This window comes from Mesorhizobium sp. ZC-5 (assembly GCF_025753855.1).
GTDB lineage: Bacteria > Pseudomonadota > Alphaproteobacteria > Rhizobiales > Rhizobiaceae > Neomesorhizobium.
In genome coordinates this window covers 132203-146873 of record NZ_JAOWPT010000004.1, presented here as the reverse complement: position 1 = coordinate 146873, position 14671 = coordinate 132203, and the positions used below count along the sequence as shown (strand labels likewise).

General features: G+C 63.1%; 16 protein-coding genes. 8 read left to right on the top strand and 8 right to left on the bottom strand.

The annotated features are described in order from the left end of the window. Positions 1–111 precede the first annotated feature (111 nt). Positions 112–567, bottom strand: coding sequence for an SRPBCC family protein (locus tag OHD58_RS12875; RefSeq protein ID WP_263803755.1), 456 nt, complete (start codon positions 565–567; stop codon positions 112–114). A 298-nt stretch (positions 568–865) separates the two neighbouring features. Between OHD58_RS12875 and OHD58_RS12870 the strand changes: the two genes are divergently transcribed. The 6 genes from OHD58_RS12870 (at position 866) to OHD58_RS12845 (ending at position 7445) form a co-directional block, all read left to right on the top strand. Continuing rightward, complete coding sequence (locus OHD58_RS12870) at positions 866–2566, top strand: long-chain-fatty-acid--CoA ligase (RefSeq protein WP_263803754.1); 1701 nt, start codon at positions 866–868, stop codon at positions 2564–2566. Between the two features lie 31 nt (positions 2567–2597). Beyond that, the gene (locus OHD58_RS12865; protein ID WP_263803753.1) at positions 2598–3065 is read left to right on the top strand and encodes a MaoC family dehydratase; all 468 of its coding nucleotides are present in this window, start codon (positions 2598–2600) and stop codon (positions 3063–3065) included. 17 nt (positions 3066–3082) lie between these two features. Then, a complete protein-coding gene (locus tag OHD58_RS12860; protein WP_263803752.1) occupies positions 3083–4789 on the top strand; it encodes an alpha/beta fold hydrolase in 1707 nt (568 codons plus the stop codon). A gap of 31 nt (positions 4790–4820) precedes the next feature. Beyond that, positions 4821–5657, top strand: a complete 837-nt coding sequence (phaZ, locus tag OHD58_RS12855; RefSeq protein WP_263803750.1) for a poly(3-hydroxyalkanoate) depolymerase — start codon at positions 4821–4823, stop codon at positions 5655–5657. A 65-nt stretch (positions 5658–5722) separates the two neighbouring features. Beyond that, a complete protein-coding gene (locus OHD58_RS12850) occupies positions 5723–7156 on the top strand; it encodes a sodium:proton antiporter (protein ID WP_263803749.1) in 1434 nt (477 codons plus the stop codon). 34 nt (positions 7157–7190) lie between these two features. Next, positions 7191–7445 (top strand): AbrB/MazE/SpoVT family DNA-binding domain-containing protein, encoded by a 255-nt coding sequence (locus OHD58_RS12845; RefSeq protein ID WP_263803748.1) that lies wholly within the window; start codon positions 7191–7193, stop codon positions 7443–7445. Here the strand turns inward: OHD58_RS12845 and OHD58_RS12840 are convergent. Together OHD58_RS12840 and OHD58_RS12835 are read right to left on the bottom strand one after the other, a co-directional pair. Next, entirely contained in the window at positions 7442–8218 is a 777-nt protein-coding gene (locus tag OHD58_RS12840) for an esterase family protein (protein WP_263803747.1), read from the bottom strand. The two genes, OHD58_RS12845 and OHD58_RS12840, sit on opposite strands and share 4 nt — an antisense overlap. A gap of 5 nt (positions 8219–8223) precedes the next feature. Next, complete coding sequence (locus tag OHD58_RS12835; RefSeq protein ID WP_263803745.1) at positions 8224–9390, bottom strand: ATP-grasp domain-containing protein; 1167 nt, start codon at positions 9388–9390, stop codon at positions 8224–8226. A 146-nt stretch (positions 9391–9536) separates the two neighbouring features. Here OHD58_RS12835 and OHD58_RS12830 point away from each other — a divergent pair, with 146 nt between their 5' ends. Beyond that, positions 9537–9809: a hypothetical protein gene (locus tag OHD58_RS12830; protein ID WP_263803744.1), complete on the top strand. Its 273-nt coding sequence runs from the start codon at positions 9537–9539 to the stop codon at positions 9807–9809. A gap of 171 nt (positions 9810–9980) precedes the next feature. Here the strand turns inward: OHD58_RS12830 and maiA are convergent, their stop codons facing one another. The 5 genes from maiA to OHD58_RS12805 all read right to left on the bottom strand — a co-directional run bounded on the left by maiA (position 9981) and on the right by OHD58_RS12805 (position 13767). Beyond that, entirely contained in the window at positions 9981–10631 is a 651-nt protein-coding gene (gene maiA / locus OHD58_RS12825) for a maleylacetoacetate isomerase (protein WP_263803743.1), read from the bottom strand. An 8-nt stretch (positions 10632–10639) separates the two neighbouring features. Further along, positions 10640–11080 carry a redox-sensitive transcriptional activator SoxR gene (gene soxR / locus OHD58_RS12820; RefSeq protein ID WP_412177208.1) on the bottom strand — a complete coding sequence of 147 codons (441 nt, stop codon included), beginning with the start codon at positions 11078–11080 and terminating at the stop codon, positions 10640–10642. A 197-nt stretch (positions 11081–11277) separates the two neighbouring features. Continuing rightward, on the bottom strand, positions 11278–11691 hold the full coding sequence (locus OHD58_RS12815) for a cupin domain-containing protein (protein ID WP_263803741.1): 414 nt from the start codon (positions 11689–11691) through the stop codon (positions 11278–11280). 17 nt (positions 11692–11708) lie between these two features. Further along, positions 11709–12563, bottom strand: a complete 855-nt coding sequence (locus OHD58_RS12810; RefSeq protein WP_263803740.1) for a phosphoenolpyruvate hydrolase family protein — start codon at positions 12561–12563, stop codon at positions 11709–11711. A 10-nt stretch (positions 12564–12573) separates the two neighbouring features. Beyond that, a complete protein-coding gene (locus OHD58_RS12805) occupies positions 12574–13767 on the bottom strand; it encodes a Tm-1-like ATP-binding domain-containing protein (RefSeq protein WP_263803739.1) in 1194 nt (397 codons plus the stop codon). Between the two features lie 113 nt (positions 13768–13880). Between OHD58_RS12805 and OHD58_RS12800 the strand changes: the two genes are divergently transcribed. Further along, positions 13881–14519 carry a TetR/AcrR family transcriptional regulator gene (locus OHD58_RS12800; protein ID WP_263804210.1) on the top strand — a complete coding sequence of 213 codons (639 nt, stop codon included), beginning with the start codon at positions 13881–13883 and terminating at the stop codon, positions 14517–14519. Positions 14520–14671: the final 152 nt, after the last annotated feature.

Genomic DNA, 14671 nt, shown 5'->3' with positions numbered 1-14671 from the left:
GCCTCCGTTATATTTCATCTGATATTACGGAGTGCCGCTCACAAATCAACGGTCATACGACGTCCAATGCGAACATCGGGTGTTCGGCGCCGGTGCTTCCGATCGTTCGGCCTAACCACTCGTCTCGCTGACGCGTGCGTCCGGTGCATGATCCAGGACCAGATTGGGCTCGATGCCGTGTTCAAGGTAGAATTTCATGGCTGCCAGGAGGTTTGTGAAGCCCTCCGTGGAGTTTATCGCTTCGTCGACCCCACCGGAAAAGCCCCAGTTTCTGACCGTGACGAAGGTTTGGCCGTCGCCTTTGGTCTCAAACGTCCACTCGACGAGACTTGGGTTTTCAGGTCCGTTCCACTCGATCAGGATTCGCTTGTTCTGTTCGATGTTCTTTACGACGGCGATTGTGTGTACGCCGTACATCTCCCAGTCCCATCGAATCTTTTTGCCTGCCTCCAGTGGCGCGGCACCCTTGGAGAACCAGAAATGGGAGGTGATCGCAGGATCGATCAGCGATTGGAAGACTTCCGTGACGGGCTTGCGGATCATCATTTGTGCCTTGGCGACTGGCATCCGAATTCCTTTCCTTCACGATTTGCGGCCTGCGTGTTGAATACATATCGATGAGGAATGTTCCGTTGCGCTGCGGGACTGCATCTGCCGGACCTGGCCGAGTCACCGTCCAGCTGGGGCGGACGTTCCTGCTCCCATCTTCGGCGCATCTGCCAAGCGCAATCGAATTCTCCTGCTTCCGCAGCGTCACCGCGTCCGCCGCTCATTAAGCCCCTTCGCCGGCTTCTCTCCGCTTCCCAAGCCTTCGGCGCGCGTCTAGATTGAAAAGAAACGTCGTGGCCAATGGGAGAGAGACGCTATGCAGCGTTCATGGCTTGCGCAGTATCCGGCCGGTGTTCCGGCGGAGGTCAACGTCGACCAGTATCCATCCGTGGTCGCGCTGATCGAGGAAAGTTTCCAGAAATACAGAAACAACAAGGCTTATGTCCTGATGGACAAGGCCCTGACCTATGGCGACATCGACCGGCTGTCGCGCGATCTTGCCGCCTACCTGCAAGGGCTCGGCCTGAAGAAAGGCGACCGGGTCGCCATCATGATGCCGAACGTGCTGCAGTATCCGGTGGCTGTCGCCGCGGTGATGCGGGCCGGCTTCATCGTCGTCAACGTCAATCCGCTCTACACGCCGCGCGAACTCGAGCACCAGCTCAAGGATTCCGGCACGCAGGCGATCATCATCCTGGAGAATTTCGCCACCACGCTGGAACAGGTGATCAAGGAAACGCCGGTCAAGCATGTCATCGTCGCCAGTGTCGGCGACCTGCTCGGTTTTCCGAAGGGCGCCATCGTCAATATGGTCATCCGAAAGGTCAAGAAGGCGGTGCCGGCCTACCAGCTGCCCGGTGCGGTGAAGTTCAACGCGGCGGTTGCCGCCGGCCGCGGCAAGCCGCTCGACAAGCCGGAAATCACGCCCGACGACGTGGCGGTGCTGCAATACACCGGAGGCACCACCGGCGTCTCCAAGGGCGCGACGCTGCTCCACCGCACCATCATCGCCAATCTGCTCGCCTCCGAGGCGTGGACGCTGCCGGGACTGAAGCGCAAAGCCATTTCCGGCCAGCTCACCTTCATCTGCGCGCTGCCGCTCTATCACGTCTATGCCTTCATCAGCTGCGGGCTGCTCGCCATGCGCACCGGCGGCGTCAACATCCTGATACCCAATCCGCGCGACATTCCCGGCACCGTCAAGGAAATCGCCAAGTACAAGTTCCACGTCATGCCGGGCGTCAACACGCTGTTCAACGCGCTCGCCAACAATCCCGAATTCGCCAAGCTCGACTTCTCGCAACTGCGCATCGCCAATGGCGGCGGCATGGCGGTGCAGGAGGCGGTGGCGAAGAAGTGGCTCGCCGTCACCGGCTGCCCGATCGTCGAGGGCTACGGCCTGTCGGAAACCTCCTCCGGCATCACCTGCAACCCGACCGACAACGACGCCTACACCGGCACGATCGGCCTGCCGCTTCCCAATGTCGATATCCGTCTGCTGGATGACGACGGCAACGACGTGCCGCTCGGCGAACGCGGCGAGATCGCCATCAAGGGACCGCAGGTCATGTCCGGCTACTGGCAGCGCCCCGACGAGACCGAAAAGGCGATGACGCCCGACGGCTATTTCAAGTCCGGCGACATTGGAGTTATGGACGAGCGCGGCTACATCAGGATCGTCGACCGCAAGAAGGACATGATCCTGGTCTCGGGCTTCAATGTCTATCCCAACGAGATCGAAGGCGTCGCCGCCATGCATCCCGGTGTCATGGAATGCGCCGTCGTCGGCGTGCCCGACAAGAATTCCGGCGAGGCGGTGATGATGTTCATCGTCAGGAAAGACCCGACGCTGACCAGGGACGAGCTTTCCGAATTCTGCATGGAAAACCTGACCGGCTACAAGAAGCCGAAATACATCGAGTTCCGCGACGATCTTCCGCGCACCAATGTCGGAAAGATCCTGCGCCGCGAGTTGCGCGACGAGGCGGTGAGGAACATGACGAAACCCGCCGCCTGACGGCCGCCCGCAAACCGACAAGGAACCCTGAATGAGCGAAACACTGACTTACGAAGCGCTGGCCGGCATGGCGGGCAAGGAACTCGGCGTTTCGTCCTGGGTGACCGTCGACCAGCCGATGATCGACCAGTTCGCCGAATGCACCCGCGACAGGCAGTGGATCCATATCGACGTCGAGCGGGCCAAGCGCGAGAGCCCGTTCCGCGCACCGGTGGCGCATGGCTACCTGACGCTCTCGCTGATCGCCGCGATGAGCTATGAGGTTGGCGCGCTGCCGCAGGGCACCGCCGCCGCCTTTAACTACGGTCTCGAGAAGGTGCGCTTCATCGCGCCGGTGCGCGTCGGTTCGAAGGTCAGGCTGCGCTCGACGCTGGTGTCGTTCGACGACAAGGGCGGCGGCCAATACCTGATGAAGTCCAGCAATGTCGTCGAGATCGACGGCGAGGAAAAGCCGGCGCTGATCGCCGAGACGCTGGCGATGCTGGTCAAGGCCAGGTAGGCGGAAGCGAGGACCGGATGGCAAAGAAGCCCGGAGCGGAAAAGACGCTGGCCGACGAGATCGCCGAGGATGCCAGCCAGAACACGCTGGCGCTCAATCCGCTGGTCGGCCTGCGCACCGAAGACCTGATGAAGGCCGCCGGCACGGTGATGAAGGCGATGGCCAGCCAGCCGCAGGCGCTCGCCCAGCAGTGGATGGGGTTTGCCACCGAGTTCGGCAAGATCGTCACTGGCCAGTCGGAGATCGAGGCGGATCCCAAGGACCGCCGCTTCGCCGACCCGGCCTGGAAGACCAGCGGCCTGCACAAGGGCCTCATGCAATCCTACGTCGCCTGGGGCAAGGCGGTGACCGAACTCGTCGCCCGGACCGATCTGCCGGAGCCGGATGCTGCGCGGGCAAGGCTCGTCACCTCGATCTTCGTCGACGCGATGGCGCCGTCCAACAATCCGCTGCTCAACCCGACCGCGCTGAAGACGATGGTCGACAGCGGCGGCAAGAGTTCGGTGGCGGGACTGAAGAATTTCTTCGACGACATGACGAAGAACGGCGGCCTGCCGTCATCGGTCGACGTGTCGAAATTCAAGGTCGGCGAAAACCTCGCCAACACGCCGGGCACGGTGGTTTTCCGCAACGAGGTGCTGGAACTGATCCACTACACCGCCAGCACCGACAAGGTTTTCCAGCGGCCGCTGCTCATCGTGCCGCCGCAGATCAACAAGTACTATTCGGTCGACTTGGCGCCCGAGAAGAGCATGATCCGCTTCCTGCTCGCCAACGGCATCCAGCCTTACTGCGTCTCGTGGCGCAACCCGACGCCGGAGCAGCGCGACTGGGGCCTCGACACCTACATTGCGGCCCTCGACGAAGCCTGCGACGCGGCGCGCGACATCACCGGCGCCGACACCGTCAACATCATGGGCTCGTGCTCGGGCGGCATCACGCTGTCGACCTACGTCGCCTGGCTTGCCGGCCAGAACCTGAAGAAGATCAACGCCGTCATCCTCGCCGTCTGCGTCCTCGACACGATGGCTGCGACCGACAACGATTTCGCCGCCCTGGTGACGCCGGAATCGATCATGGCGGCCAAGCAGATGTCCAAGGCGCGCGGCATCCTCGACGGCCACGAGATGGCGAAGATGTTCGCCTGGATGCGGCCCAACGATTTGATCTGGAACTACTGGGTCAACAACTACCTGCTCGGCAACAAGCCGCCGGCCTTCGACGTGCTCTACTGGAACGCCGACACCACGCGGCTGCCGGCGCGGCTGCACGGCGATTTCCTCGACCTGATCTTCACCAATCCGTTCATGAATGCGGGCAAGATGTCGATCCACGGCGTGCCGATCGACATGAAGAAGGTGAAACACGAAACCTATGTGATCGCCGGCACCACCGACCACATCACGCCCTGGAAGGCGGTCTACCAGACGGCTCGCATCTATGGCGACAAGACCACCTTCATCCTCTCGAATTCCGGTCATCTGCAGAGCCTCTTGAACCCGCCCGGCAATCCCAAGGCCTGGTACGTGAAGGGCACGACCAAGGTAAAGGACGCCGACGCGTGGACGCAGACCGCCGAGAAGAAGGAAGGCAGCTGGTGGCTCGACTGGGCCGACTTCCTGAAAAAGCATTCGGGCGACGAGATCGACGCGCCGAAGGCGCCGGGCAACAAGAAATACAAGGCGCTGGGTGCGGCGCCGGGTACCTATATATTCGAGGCGTGAGTCGATCAGGATCAGCAGGCGGGGTGGGATAGTGGCGACAGCAGCGAAGAAGAAGCCTGCCGGCGGCTCCATGGAGATCAAGGTCTTCGACGTCGACGGGCAGCTGTTGCGCGTCGGCATCAAGCATGGGTCGCCCAAAAATCCGCCGCTGATGATGTTCAACGGCATCGGGGCCAATCTGGAGCTCGCCGAGCCGTTCATGGCCGAGCTGAAAGAAACCGGCGGCATCATCTTCGACGTGCCGGGCGTCGGCGGCTCTCCAGCTCCTGCCTTCCCCTATCGTCCGTCGACGCTGGCGCGGCTGGCCAAGCGGCTCGCCGAAATTCTCGGCCACGACACCGTCGACATCTCAGGCGTTTCCTGGGGCGGCGGGCTGGCGCAGCAATTCGCGTTTCAGTACCCGGCGGTGTGCCGCAAGCTGATCCTCGCCGCGACGTCGCCCGGCGCCATCATGGTGCCTGGAGCCCCGAATGTGCTGGCCAAGATGGCGAGCCCGCGCCGCTACACCGATCCCGGCTACATGCGCTCGATCGCCGCCGAGATTTACGGCGGCGAATTCCGCAAGGACCCGACGCTGATCGGCCGGCATGCCGCGGCGATGAAGGGGGCGACGCAATTCGGCTACATGCTGCAGCTGTTCGCGATGACCGGCTGGACGAGCCTGCCGTGGCTCTGGCTCTTACGCCAGCCGACGCTCATCATGGCCGGCACCGACGACCCGCTGGTGCCGCTTGCCAACGCGAAGATGCTGAAGGCGTTGATCCCCAACTCCCGCCTCGAACTGATCGACGACGGCCACATGTTTTTGGTCACCAAGCCGAAACTTTGCGCCGAGATGATCGAAGGGTTTTTGCGGGAAGGAGAGTAGCACCGACCCTCGACACATCGGTCCTCCTGTGCCAGTTGGCTATGGAAACAGCACGTGGGGGACTCATGCTCTTTCCAAGCAGCGCGGCGAAGGCTGCCGCCATCACCCTTCTGGCAATCCTGACCGCATCGCCGGCCTTCGCCGCCGAGGCGCACGACCTGCCGGGCGCTGCCATGTCGTTGTGGTGGGCGCTGCCGTTCGCCGGCCTTTTGCTGTCGATCGCCACGGGGCCGCTGCTCTACGCTCATTTCTGGGAACATCACTACGGCAAGATTGCCGCCGTGTGGGCGGCACTGGTCGTCGTGCCGATGGCGCTTTCCTTCGGGTTCGGCACGGCGCTGACGTCGGTGCTGCACACGGTGCTGCTCGAATACCTCTCCTTCATCATCCTCCTGTTCGCGCTGTTCACCATTTCGGGCGGCATTCTCGTCGCCGGCAACATCCACGGCACGCCGGCGGTGAACGCGCTCCTGCTGCTCATCGGCGCTTGCCTTGCCTCGGTGGTCGGCACCACCGGCGCCTCGATGATCATGATCCGGCCGGTGATCCGCGCCAACGACAACCGGCCGTTCAATGCACATGTGGTCGTCTTCTTCATCTTCCTGGTGTCCAACATCGGCGGCGCGCTCACCCCACTGGGCGACCCGCCGCTGTTCGTCGGCTTCCTGCGCGGCGTCGATTTTTTCTGGACGACGCAGCACCTTCTCACCGAGACGCTGTTCGTCGGCGCCGTCGTGCTTGCCGTCTTCTTCGCGCTCGACCTCTGGTTCCACAACCGCGAAGGCGGCCAGCCGAAGATCAAGGACCCGACGCCGGATTCGAAGATACGCATTCGCGGCCTGCCCAACCTGCCGCTGCTTGGCGGTGTCATCGGCGCCATCCTGCTGTCGGCGACGTGGAAGCCGGGCGTCGTCTTTGACGTCCATGGCGTGCATGTCGAATTGCAGAACGTCGTGCGCGACGTCATCATCGTGGCGCTGGCGCTGGTTTCGCTCGCCATCTCGCGCAAGGAATACCGGCGCGCCAACGGCTTTAACTGGGGGCCGATCCTCGAAGTGGCGAAGCTGTTCGCAGCGATCTTCATCTGCATCATCCCGGTGATCGCCATCCTGAAGGCCGGCATGGACGGCGCGCTGTCGCCGCTGGTGGCGCTGGTCACCGGGGCGGATGGCGCCCCCAATAATCTCGCCTATTTCTGGATGACGGGCGCTCTGTCGTCGTTCCTCGACAATGCGCCGACCTATCTGGTCTTCTTCGAACTCGCCGGCGGCGACCCGCAGCACCTGATGACCACGCTTGCCACGACACTGGCGGCGATCTCGACAGGTGCCGTGTTCATGGGCGCCAACACCTATATCGGCAACGCGCCCAACTTCATGGTCTACGCGATCGCCCGCGAAAGCGGCGTCGCGATGCCGAGCTTCTTCGGTTACATGCTCTGGTCCGGCGCGGTGCTGATCCCGACTTTCGTCGTCGCGGGGTGGCTGTTCTTCGGTTAGAGTCTCTCGAATGGGGAGATCGCGCTCGAAAACGATGAACAGACTGAGGGTCGACGCAAAAGGACAGATCATTCTGCCAGAGGATTTGCTGCGGCACCTTGGTATCAAGCCAGGCCAGCAAATCGACGTCGACATGCTGCCCGACGGGCGGATCGGCATTCAAGCGGCACCGTCCGGAACGATCGACGGCTTCATCGGATTGCTCGCAGGTAAGACGGAAGCAGCAGCCACGATCGAAGAAATCCAGGATGCGATTTCCGATTCCTGGGCTGGCAGGATTGATGTCTAAGCCACGCGGTTCTGCAAATCATCGTCAATCCAGCGCGTCATGAAATAGACGAGCTGCTTGTGCCACCACGGCCAGTCGTGGTCGACATCGCCGCCCCAGTAATCCACCCAGGCGGGAATCTTCTTGTCACGCAGGATTTCTTCCAGCGCGCGGGTATCCTCCAGCATGCGCTCTTCCCAGCGCCCCTGGCCGCAGCAGAAGATCAGCCGCTGCGCCTTGAGTTCGGCAAGCGCCTTCTTGTCGGTCAGCCCCGGCAGGTAGTCGAGCGGCGAGTTGAAGAAGATCTGGCCGTCGAGGGCTTGTCCGAAAAAATCCCTGGTCGAATAGACACCGGACAGGGCTATGACCCCGGCGGTCAGTTGCGGATTGCGGAAGACGAAGTTCGAGGCATGAAACGCGCCCATCGAGCAGCCGGCGAACAGCGGCTTCAGCTTGCGGCGGTTGTTGGATTTTTCGGAAACGCGCAACAGTTCCGGCAGGGCTTCGTCGCGCACGTAGCGGAAAAAGGCCTCGTGACGCTCGATGCGTGCTTCGAGGCTGTCACCCTTGGCGAAGAATGTCTCGCTGTCGATGCCGTCGAGCGTCCAGACCTGGATGCGGCCGGTGTCGATGAATTCCCCCAAAGCCGCCACCGCGCCGGAATCCTCGAACTGGTAAAACCGTCCCTGCGAGGTGGGAAACACCACGACAGGGCGGCCGGCATAGCCGTAGCGCTTGAATTCCATGTCGCGGCCGAGGTGGCTGCTTGGCTCCTTGTGGTAGGAAATCTCCATCGCGCTCACGCCTCCTCGGCGTGAATGAAGTCGACCGCCGCCCGCAACGCCTTCGGGTCGGTCGAGCGCATCTGGTAAGCGTAGTTTCCCATGGCCTTGCTGAACACGTCCTCGATTGGCTGATGGCGCACGATCTTGTCGCCGTGCGCGGCTAGCACGGCCTCGTGGTCGTGGGAATAGCGGATATGGCGCTTGCGGCTGGCATAGGCGGTGAAATATTTCCCGTCATAAGGCCCGCCATCGGCGTCTTTGACCACCATGTTCGCCCATTCGGCATAGATGTCGATGTCGTAGGTATAGTTGATGGCGTCGGTCATCCAGGCGCCGGGCGGCCGCATGTTCACCTCCAGCGCGATGATGCGGTCGTCGCTGGTCTGGAACAGCTCGATGTGGAAGAACCGCTCGCGCACGTCGAAGGCCTTCAGGATCTTGCGCCCGGCTTCCTCGATCGCTGGCTCCACCGTTGGTCGGCAGACATAGCTCATGTGATGGTCGCGGTTGACGACGTCCATGACGCTCTGGTCGTAGCGGTGGCTGGCGGCGAAGATGACCTTGCCGTCGCGGTTGACGAGCCCGTCATAGGTTACCACCAGCCCATCGACGAACCGCTCCATGACGAAGGTGACGTCGGGCTCCCGCTCCTTGAGATATGTGTCCAGTTCCTTGCGGTTCTCGATCTTGTAGGTGTTGCTGGCGCCGGAGCCGCTGTCCGGCTTGACGACGACCGGAAAGCCAACACGCCGGATAAAGGTCAGCGCGCCGGCGCGGTCGGAGCATTTGCGCTGCGGGATCGTCTCGACGCCACTCTTGCGGAAGAAAGCGCGCATGCGCGACTTGCGCTTCAGGTTCTTCACGAAATCGAGCTTGGTGCCATAAATATTGAAGTCGGTGCGGATGTTGGCCTCGAGCTCCAGCCAGTGCTCGTTGAGCGATTCGAAACGATCGATGCGGCCCCATTTGTGGATGAAATGGCCTATCGCGCGGTAGACCGGCTCGTACTCCTCCATGTCGGCGACGCGGTAATATTCCGACAGCGCGTTCTTCAGCCTGGGTTCCAGCGCCTCGTAGGGCACGTCGCCGATGCCGAGGACGGTGGCGCCGGCCTTTTTCAGCCGGTCGCAGAAATCGGCGCCGTAGGCTGGAAAATGCGGGGAGAAGAACACGAAATTCATCGCAGGCACCCCTCGGAGCCGATGTGGCTTGCCCGGAGTTTGGCGCATTTGCAAAGAGCAGGGAAGGGGAGGCCGGCATCCGGCATCGGAACCTTGCCGCCTCCTGCGCCGTTACTCTTCCGACACTTTCATTCGAGGACATGACAATGTTCGAGCTGCTCAACGCATTGCTCGGCCAAAGGTCCGGGCACGACTGGGAACGTTCCGCCACCGGAGAACTGGTGCGCGTGACCGACAACAAGCGACTGATCGTCTACAAGCATAGGTTCGACGGCGGTTATCGTTATTGCATCCAGGACAATCGTTATGACTTTCGCGATTCCGTCTATTCCGAGCGCGGCTTCGTCAGCGAGGACATGGCGAAGGAGGCCTGCGAACGCGCGTTTTATGGCGCCCGTTCCGAACGCTTCGCCGCCTGATCGATGCTTGAACCGTTGGGAAGCGAAATGAGCGATCCGACCGAGCCAAATCCAGTCCCGCCGAAACCGCAACCGTTCCCGCGGCCGACCCCGACGCCAGTGCCGGATCAGGCGCCGCCGGTGCCACCCGGGCCGAATCCCAATCCCAGGCCGGTCATTTGAGGCAAGCGCCTACTCCGCGTCGGGCTGGTTGGCCGGAGCGGCCCTCCGGAACGCGGGCAGTTCCAGGCAGGCGGCATTGATGCGCGAAATCACCGGATAGGGCGTCATGTCGAGGTTGAAGCGCTGGTTGTTGGCCACTTGCGCGACCAGGCAGATGTCGGCGATCCCTGGTCTGTCGCCATGGCAGAACATACCGGTGTCGGGACTGGAAGCGAGAATCTTCTCAAGCGGTTCGAAGGTTTCGTTGACCCAATGGCGGAACCAGTTGGCGATGTCCTCGTCGCCGGCGCCGTAGAGCGTACGCAGCGAGGTGAGGACCCTCAGGTTGTTCACCGGGTGGATGTCGCAGGCGATCATCTGCGCCAGCATCCGCACGCGGGCGCGGCCCAGCGCGTCGGCCGGCAGCAGCGGCGGCTCCGGCACCGTCTCGTCGAGGAATTCCATGATCGCCAGCGACTGCAGGAGCAGCGTGCCGTCGCTCCACACCAGCGCCGGCACCAGCCCTTGCGGATTGACGGCGAGATAAGGCGCATCGCGATGTTCGCCGTGGCGCAAATGATGCGCGACATAGGTGTATTCCAGCCCTTTCATCTCAAGCGCGATGCGCACCCGGTAGGATGTCGAGGAACGGAAGTAGTTGTGGAGGACGATTTCGCTCATCGTGTTCATCAATCCTGCGGCAGGTCGCCGATCCAGTAGCGCGGCCCGGCGCCTTTGCGGGCGGCGCGGTCCAGCGGGTTCGTGAGCTTGCAGCGGTCGAGCGAGAGGCATCCGCAACCGATGCATTCGGTCAGCCCGGCTTTCAGCCGCTGCAGTTCGGCGATGCGCTCGTCGATGCGGCTCGACCATGTCGCCGACAGCTTTTCCCAGTCGCGGCCGGTCGGCGCGCGGTCGGGCGGCAGCTTTGCCAGTTCGACGCCGATCTCGTCGAGCGACAGGCCGATCTTCTGCGCGAACACGATGAAGGCGACGCGCCGCAGGGCCGCGCGCGGAAAGCGGCGGTGGCCGGAGCCGGCGCGTTCGGAGGTGATCAGGCCGCGCTCTTCATAGAAGCGCAACGCGGAAGCCGCGATGCCGCTGCGCCGTGCGACATCACCAATCGTGAACATGGACGTCATGCGGGCGAGAAAATCAGATTTTGCCCTTGACTTCAAGTTAACTTCAACTTGTACAAGCAGAACCGCAACCGGACGCACCGGCGGTCCTCTTCAACGCTCCCAAAGCATGGACCCGCTGGCTCGGCCGAAAAGCTTCGCGGCGGCAACTCTCCACGCCGCTGCGAGGCCGTTGCATTGTTTTTCGTGGCTCAGCCGGCGGGCGGCACCAGCCTGAAGTCCGGCAGTTCGCGCAGCGCCAGTTCCGGCCCGGCCGGCGAATAGACGACAAAAAGCTGCATCGGCCCGTCGCCTGTGTTCAGCGTCGAGTGGAAACGGCTTTCCGGCACGTAGACGGTGCAGCCCGGCCCGACTTTTTTCGTCACCGGCGTGCCGTTCTCGTCCTCGACCATCTGCTCGCCATTGCCGGAGATGACGAAGATGATCTCTTCGGCGCCCGGATGGTTGTGGCGCGTATGGCCCTGGCCGGCGCCCAGATCGACGACGCCGCCGGAAAAGCGCGACGCACCGTTGACTTCCGGCGCCACCGTCAATGCCAGCCTGCCCCAGTCGAAAGCAAAGGTGTCGACCTCTTTCGGGTAGACGAAATTGCGCTCCTTGCTCATGGCGTCAAAAAACCTCCTCAGTTCTGGTTGGCGGCCGGCGCCCTCAGCGCCAGGCTTTTGAATGTCGCGGTCTGGTCGCGGATCGCCGCTTCCGCCGGCAGCCGCTCCATGCTCGAGGCGCCATAGAAACCGTGGATGCCGTCGGCATGGTCGAGGATGTAGCGGGCGTCGTCGGGCATGGAGATCGGACCGCCGTGGCAAAGCACGATGACGTCCTTGCGCACCTGCCGGGCTGCCAGCGCTATGGCGTCGATCTCGTTCACGCAATCGTCGAGCGACTTCGCCGACGTGGCGCCGATCGACCCGCCGGTGGTAACGCCCATATGCGCGACGATGATGTCGGCGCCGGCCGCGGTCATCGCCTCGGCCTCGTCCGGGTTGAACACATAGGGTGTCGTCAGCAGGTCTAGCCCGTGGGCGGCGGCGATCATGTCGACTTCGAGCCCGTAGCCCATGCCCGTCTCCTCGAAGCTCTGCCGCATCTGGCCGTCGAACAGGCCGATGGTGGGGAAATTCTGGACGCCGGAAAAGCCCATGTCCTTCAGCTCGGCGAGAAAGCGGGGCATGAGCACGAAGGGATCGGTGCCGTTGACGCCGGCCAGCACCGGCGTCTTCTTCACCACCGGCAGAACCTCGACCGCCATTTCCCTGACGATCTCGTTGGCGTTGCCGTAGGCCAGCAGCCCGGCCGCCGAGCCGCGCCCCGCCATGCGGTAGCGGCCGGAATTGTAGATGATGATGAGGTCGATGCCGCCGGCTTCCTCGGCCTTGGCTGAAAGCCCGGTGCCGGCGCCGCCGCCGACGATCGGCACGCCCTGGGCGATCATGGCGCGGAATTTTTCCAGTATGTCCTTGCGCGGAATGGCGGGCATTTTTGGTCCTTCAGCTTGCGATCTCGCGAAACGCCGCCACCGCGGCGCGGGCGAATTCGGGGTCGTTGATGTGCAGCGGCAGCCGCTGAATACGGCGGTTCGGCGCCGGTTTCAGCGTCGCCTCGATGGCTTCGAACAGCGCCCGGTTGGCCTCCGGGTCGAAAAAGGCGCCGCCCTCGATGTCGAGTGCCGAGACGCCTTTTTCCGGGATCAGGAAACGCAGCAGGCCCTCGCAGGCGTTGAGCCTGCCGCCTATCCATTCGCCGATGGCGCGGCATTCCTCGGCCGTCGTGCGCATCAGCGTGACGTTCGGATTGTGCCGGTAGAACAGGCGGTCCCTGTATTTTTCCGGAATGGTTTCGGGCGCCCAGAAATTCACCATGTCGAGCGCGCCGACCGAGCCGACATAGGGAAGCTTTGTCCGCGCAATCGCCCCGAAGCGATCCTCGGTGGCTGCGAGCACGCCGCCGAACAACAGGTCGCAGACCTCCGTGGTGGTGATGTCGATGACGCCCGAAATAAGGCCGCTGTCGGCGAGCTTTTCCATCGAGCGTCCGCCGGTGCCGGTGGCGTGGAAGACCATGCAGTCATAATCGGCCCGCAATTCCTCGGCGATCGCCGTCACGCAGGTTGTGGTGACGCCGAACATGGTGAGCCCGAGCGCCGGCTTGCCGCTCGCCGCCGGGGCAGGGGTCCTGGCCATTCCGGCGATGGCCTGCGCCGCATTGTGCAGGACGACGCGCGACAGCCGGTTCAGCCCGGCCATGTCGGTCACCGACGGCATCATGATGATGTCAGATACGTCGACATACGGCGCCACATCGCCGGAGGCGAGCGTCGAGACCATGATCTTGGGCACGCCGAGCGACAGCCGACGCATGCCGCTGGTGATGATCGACGTGCCGCCGCCGCCGCCGATGCCGATGATGCCGGCAACGTCGTCGCGGCTCTCGATGAAGCGGGCGAAAGCCTCGCCCATGGCCGCGACCGCCGTGCCGCGATCGTTGGTGACAAGTACCGCCGACGTGCCTTGAGGATGGTGGCTTGCGACTTCCTTGGCGGCGATGTCCACCGGTACCAGGGCGCCGCGCGTGCCGACATCGACCCTGGCGACGGCCGCACCCGCGGCAGTGACCGCATCAGCCAGGAAAGCCAATTCCTCGCCCTTGGTGTCGGCGGTGCCGACCACGTAGATCCGTTTCAAGGCGTTCCTCCCGCCGCAATCTCTTCGCCGTCCGCAAAGGCGGCGCGCTCATGCCCGAAAAATTGATGCTGAATGGGCATTGCAGATTTTTGAGACGCGCGTATCATATTGATATGGCCGTCTCAAATCAAGAGCCAACCGTGACCGAAGCCGACGAGCGCGGTGCCCGCGCCCGCACGGCGCGGCTCATGCTCGACACCGCCGTGCAACTCATGCAGGGCGGCATCGTGCCGTCGGTCAGCGACGTTGCCGAGGCGGCCGAGGTGTCCCGCGCCACGGCCTACCGCTACTTTCCCAGTCAGGCCGCGCTCGTCCAGGCCGTCGTCGACGAAGCGCTCGGCCCGATCCTCGACTGGAGTTCCACAACCCCGGATGCCGGGGAACGCACCCGCGATCTTTTCCGCAGTTCGATGCCGCGCATCGATGCGTTCGAGGCGACGTTCCGGGCCGCGCTCAAGCTTTCGCTCGACCAGTGGGCGCAGCGCCAGGCCGGCACTCTCGGCAACGAACCGCCGTTCAAGCGCGGTCACCGCGTCGATCTGGTGAGCGACGCGGTCGCGCCCTTGCGCGGACGAATTCCGCAGGCTGGCTTCGACCGTCTCGTCAAGGCACTGTCGTTGATGTTCGGCATCGAGACACTCATTGTCGTGAAGGACATATGGGGAGGCACCGCCGAAGAGGCGCAAGAGGTTGTGCTGTGGGCGGCGGAGACATTGGTTGCGTCGGTCCAGGCCGAGGCAGGCAAAAGCTGACGCAATCTGCGTCGGCAAACTGGTAGGACCAAACTTTGCCGTTCAATCAGGCGGCGGCTGTATGAAATGAGGCTTGCAAACGATTACAAACGAGTCAATTCTGCGGTTGTGTTCGTGGCCGGGCGGCGAGGGGTGCTTCGCCAGCAAGTTTG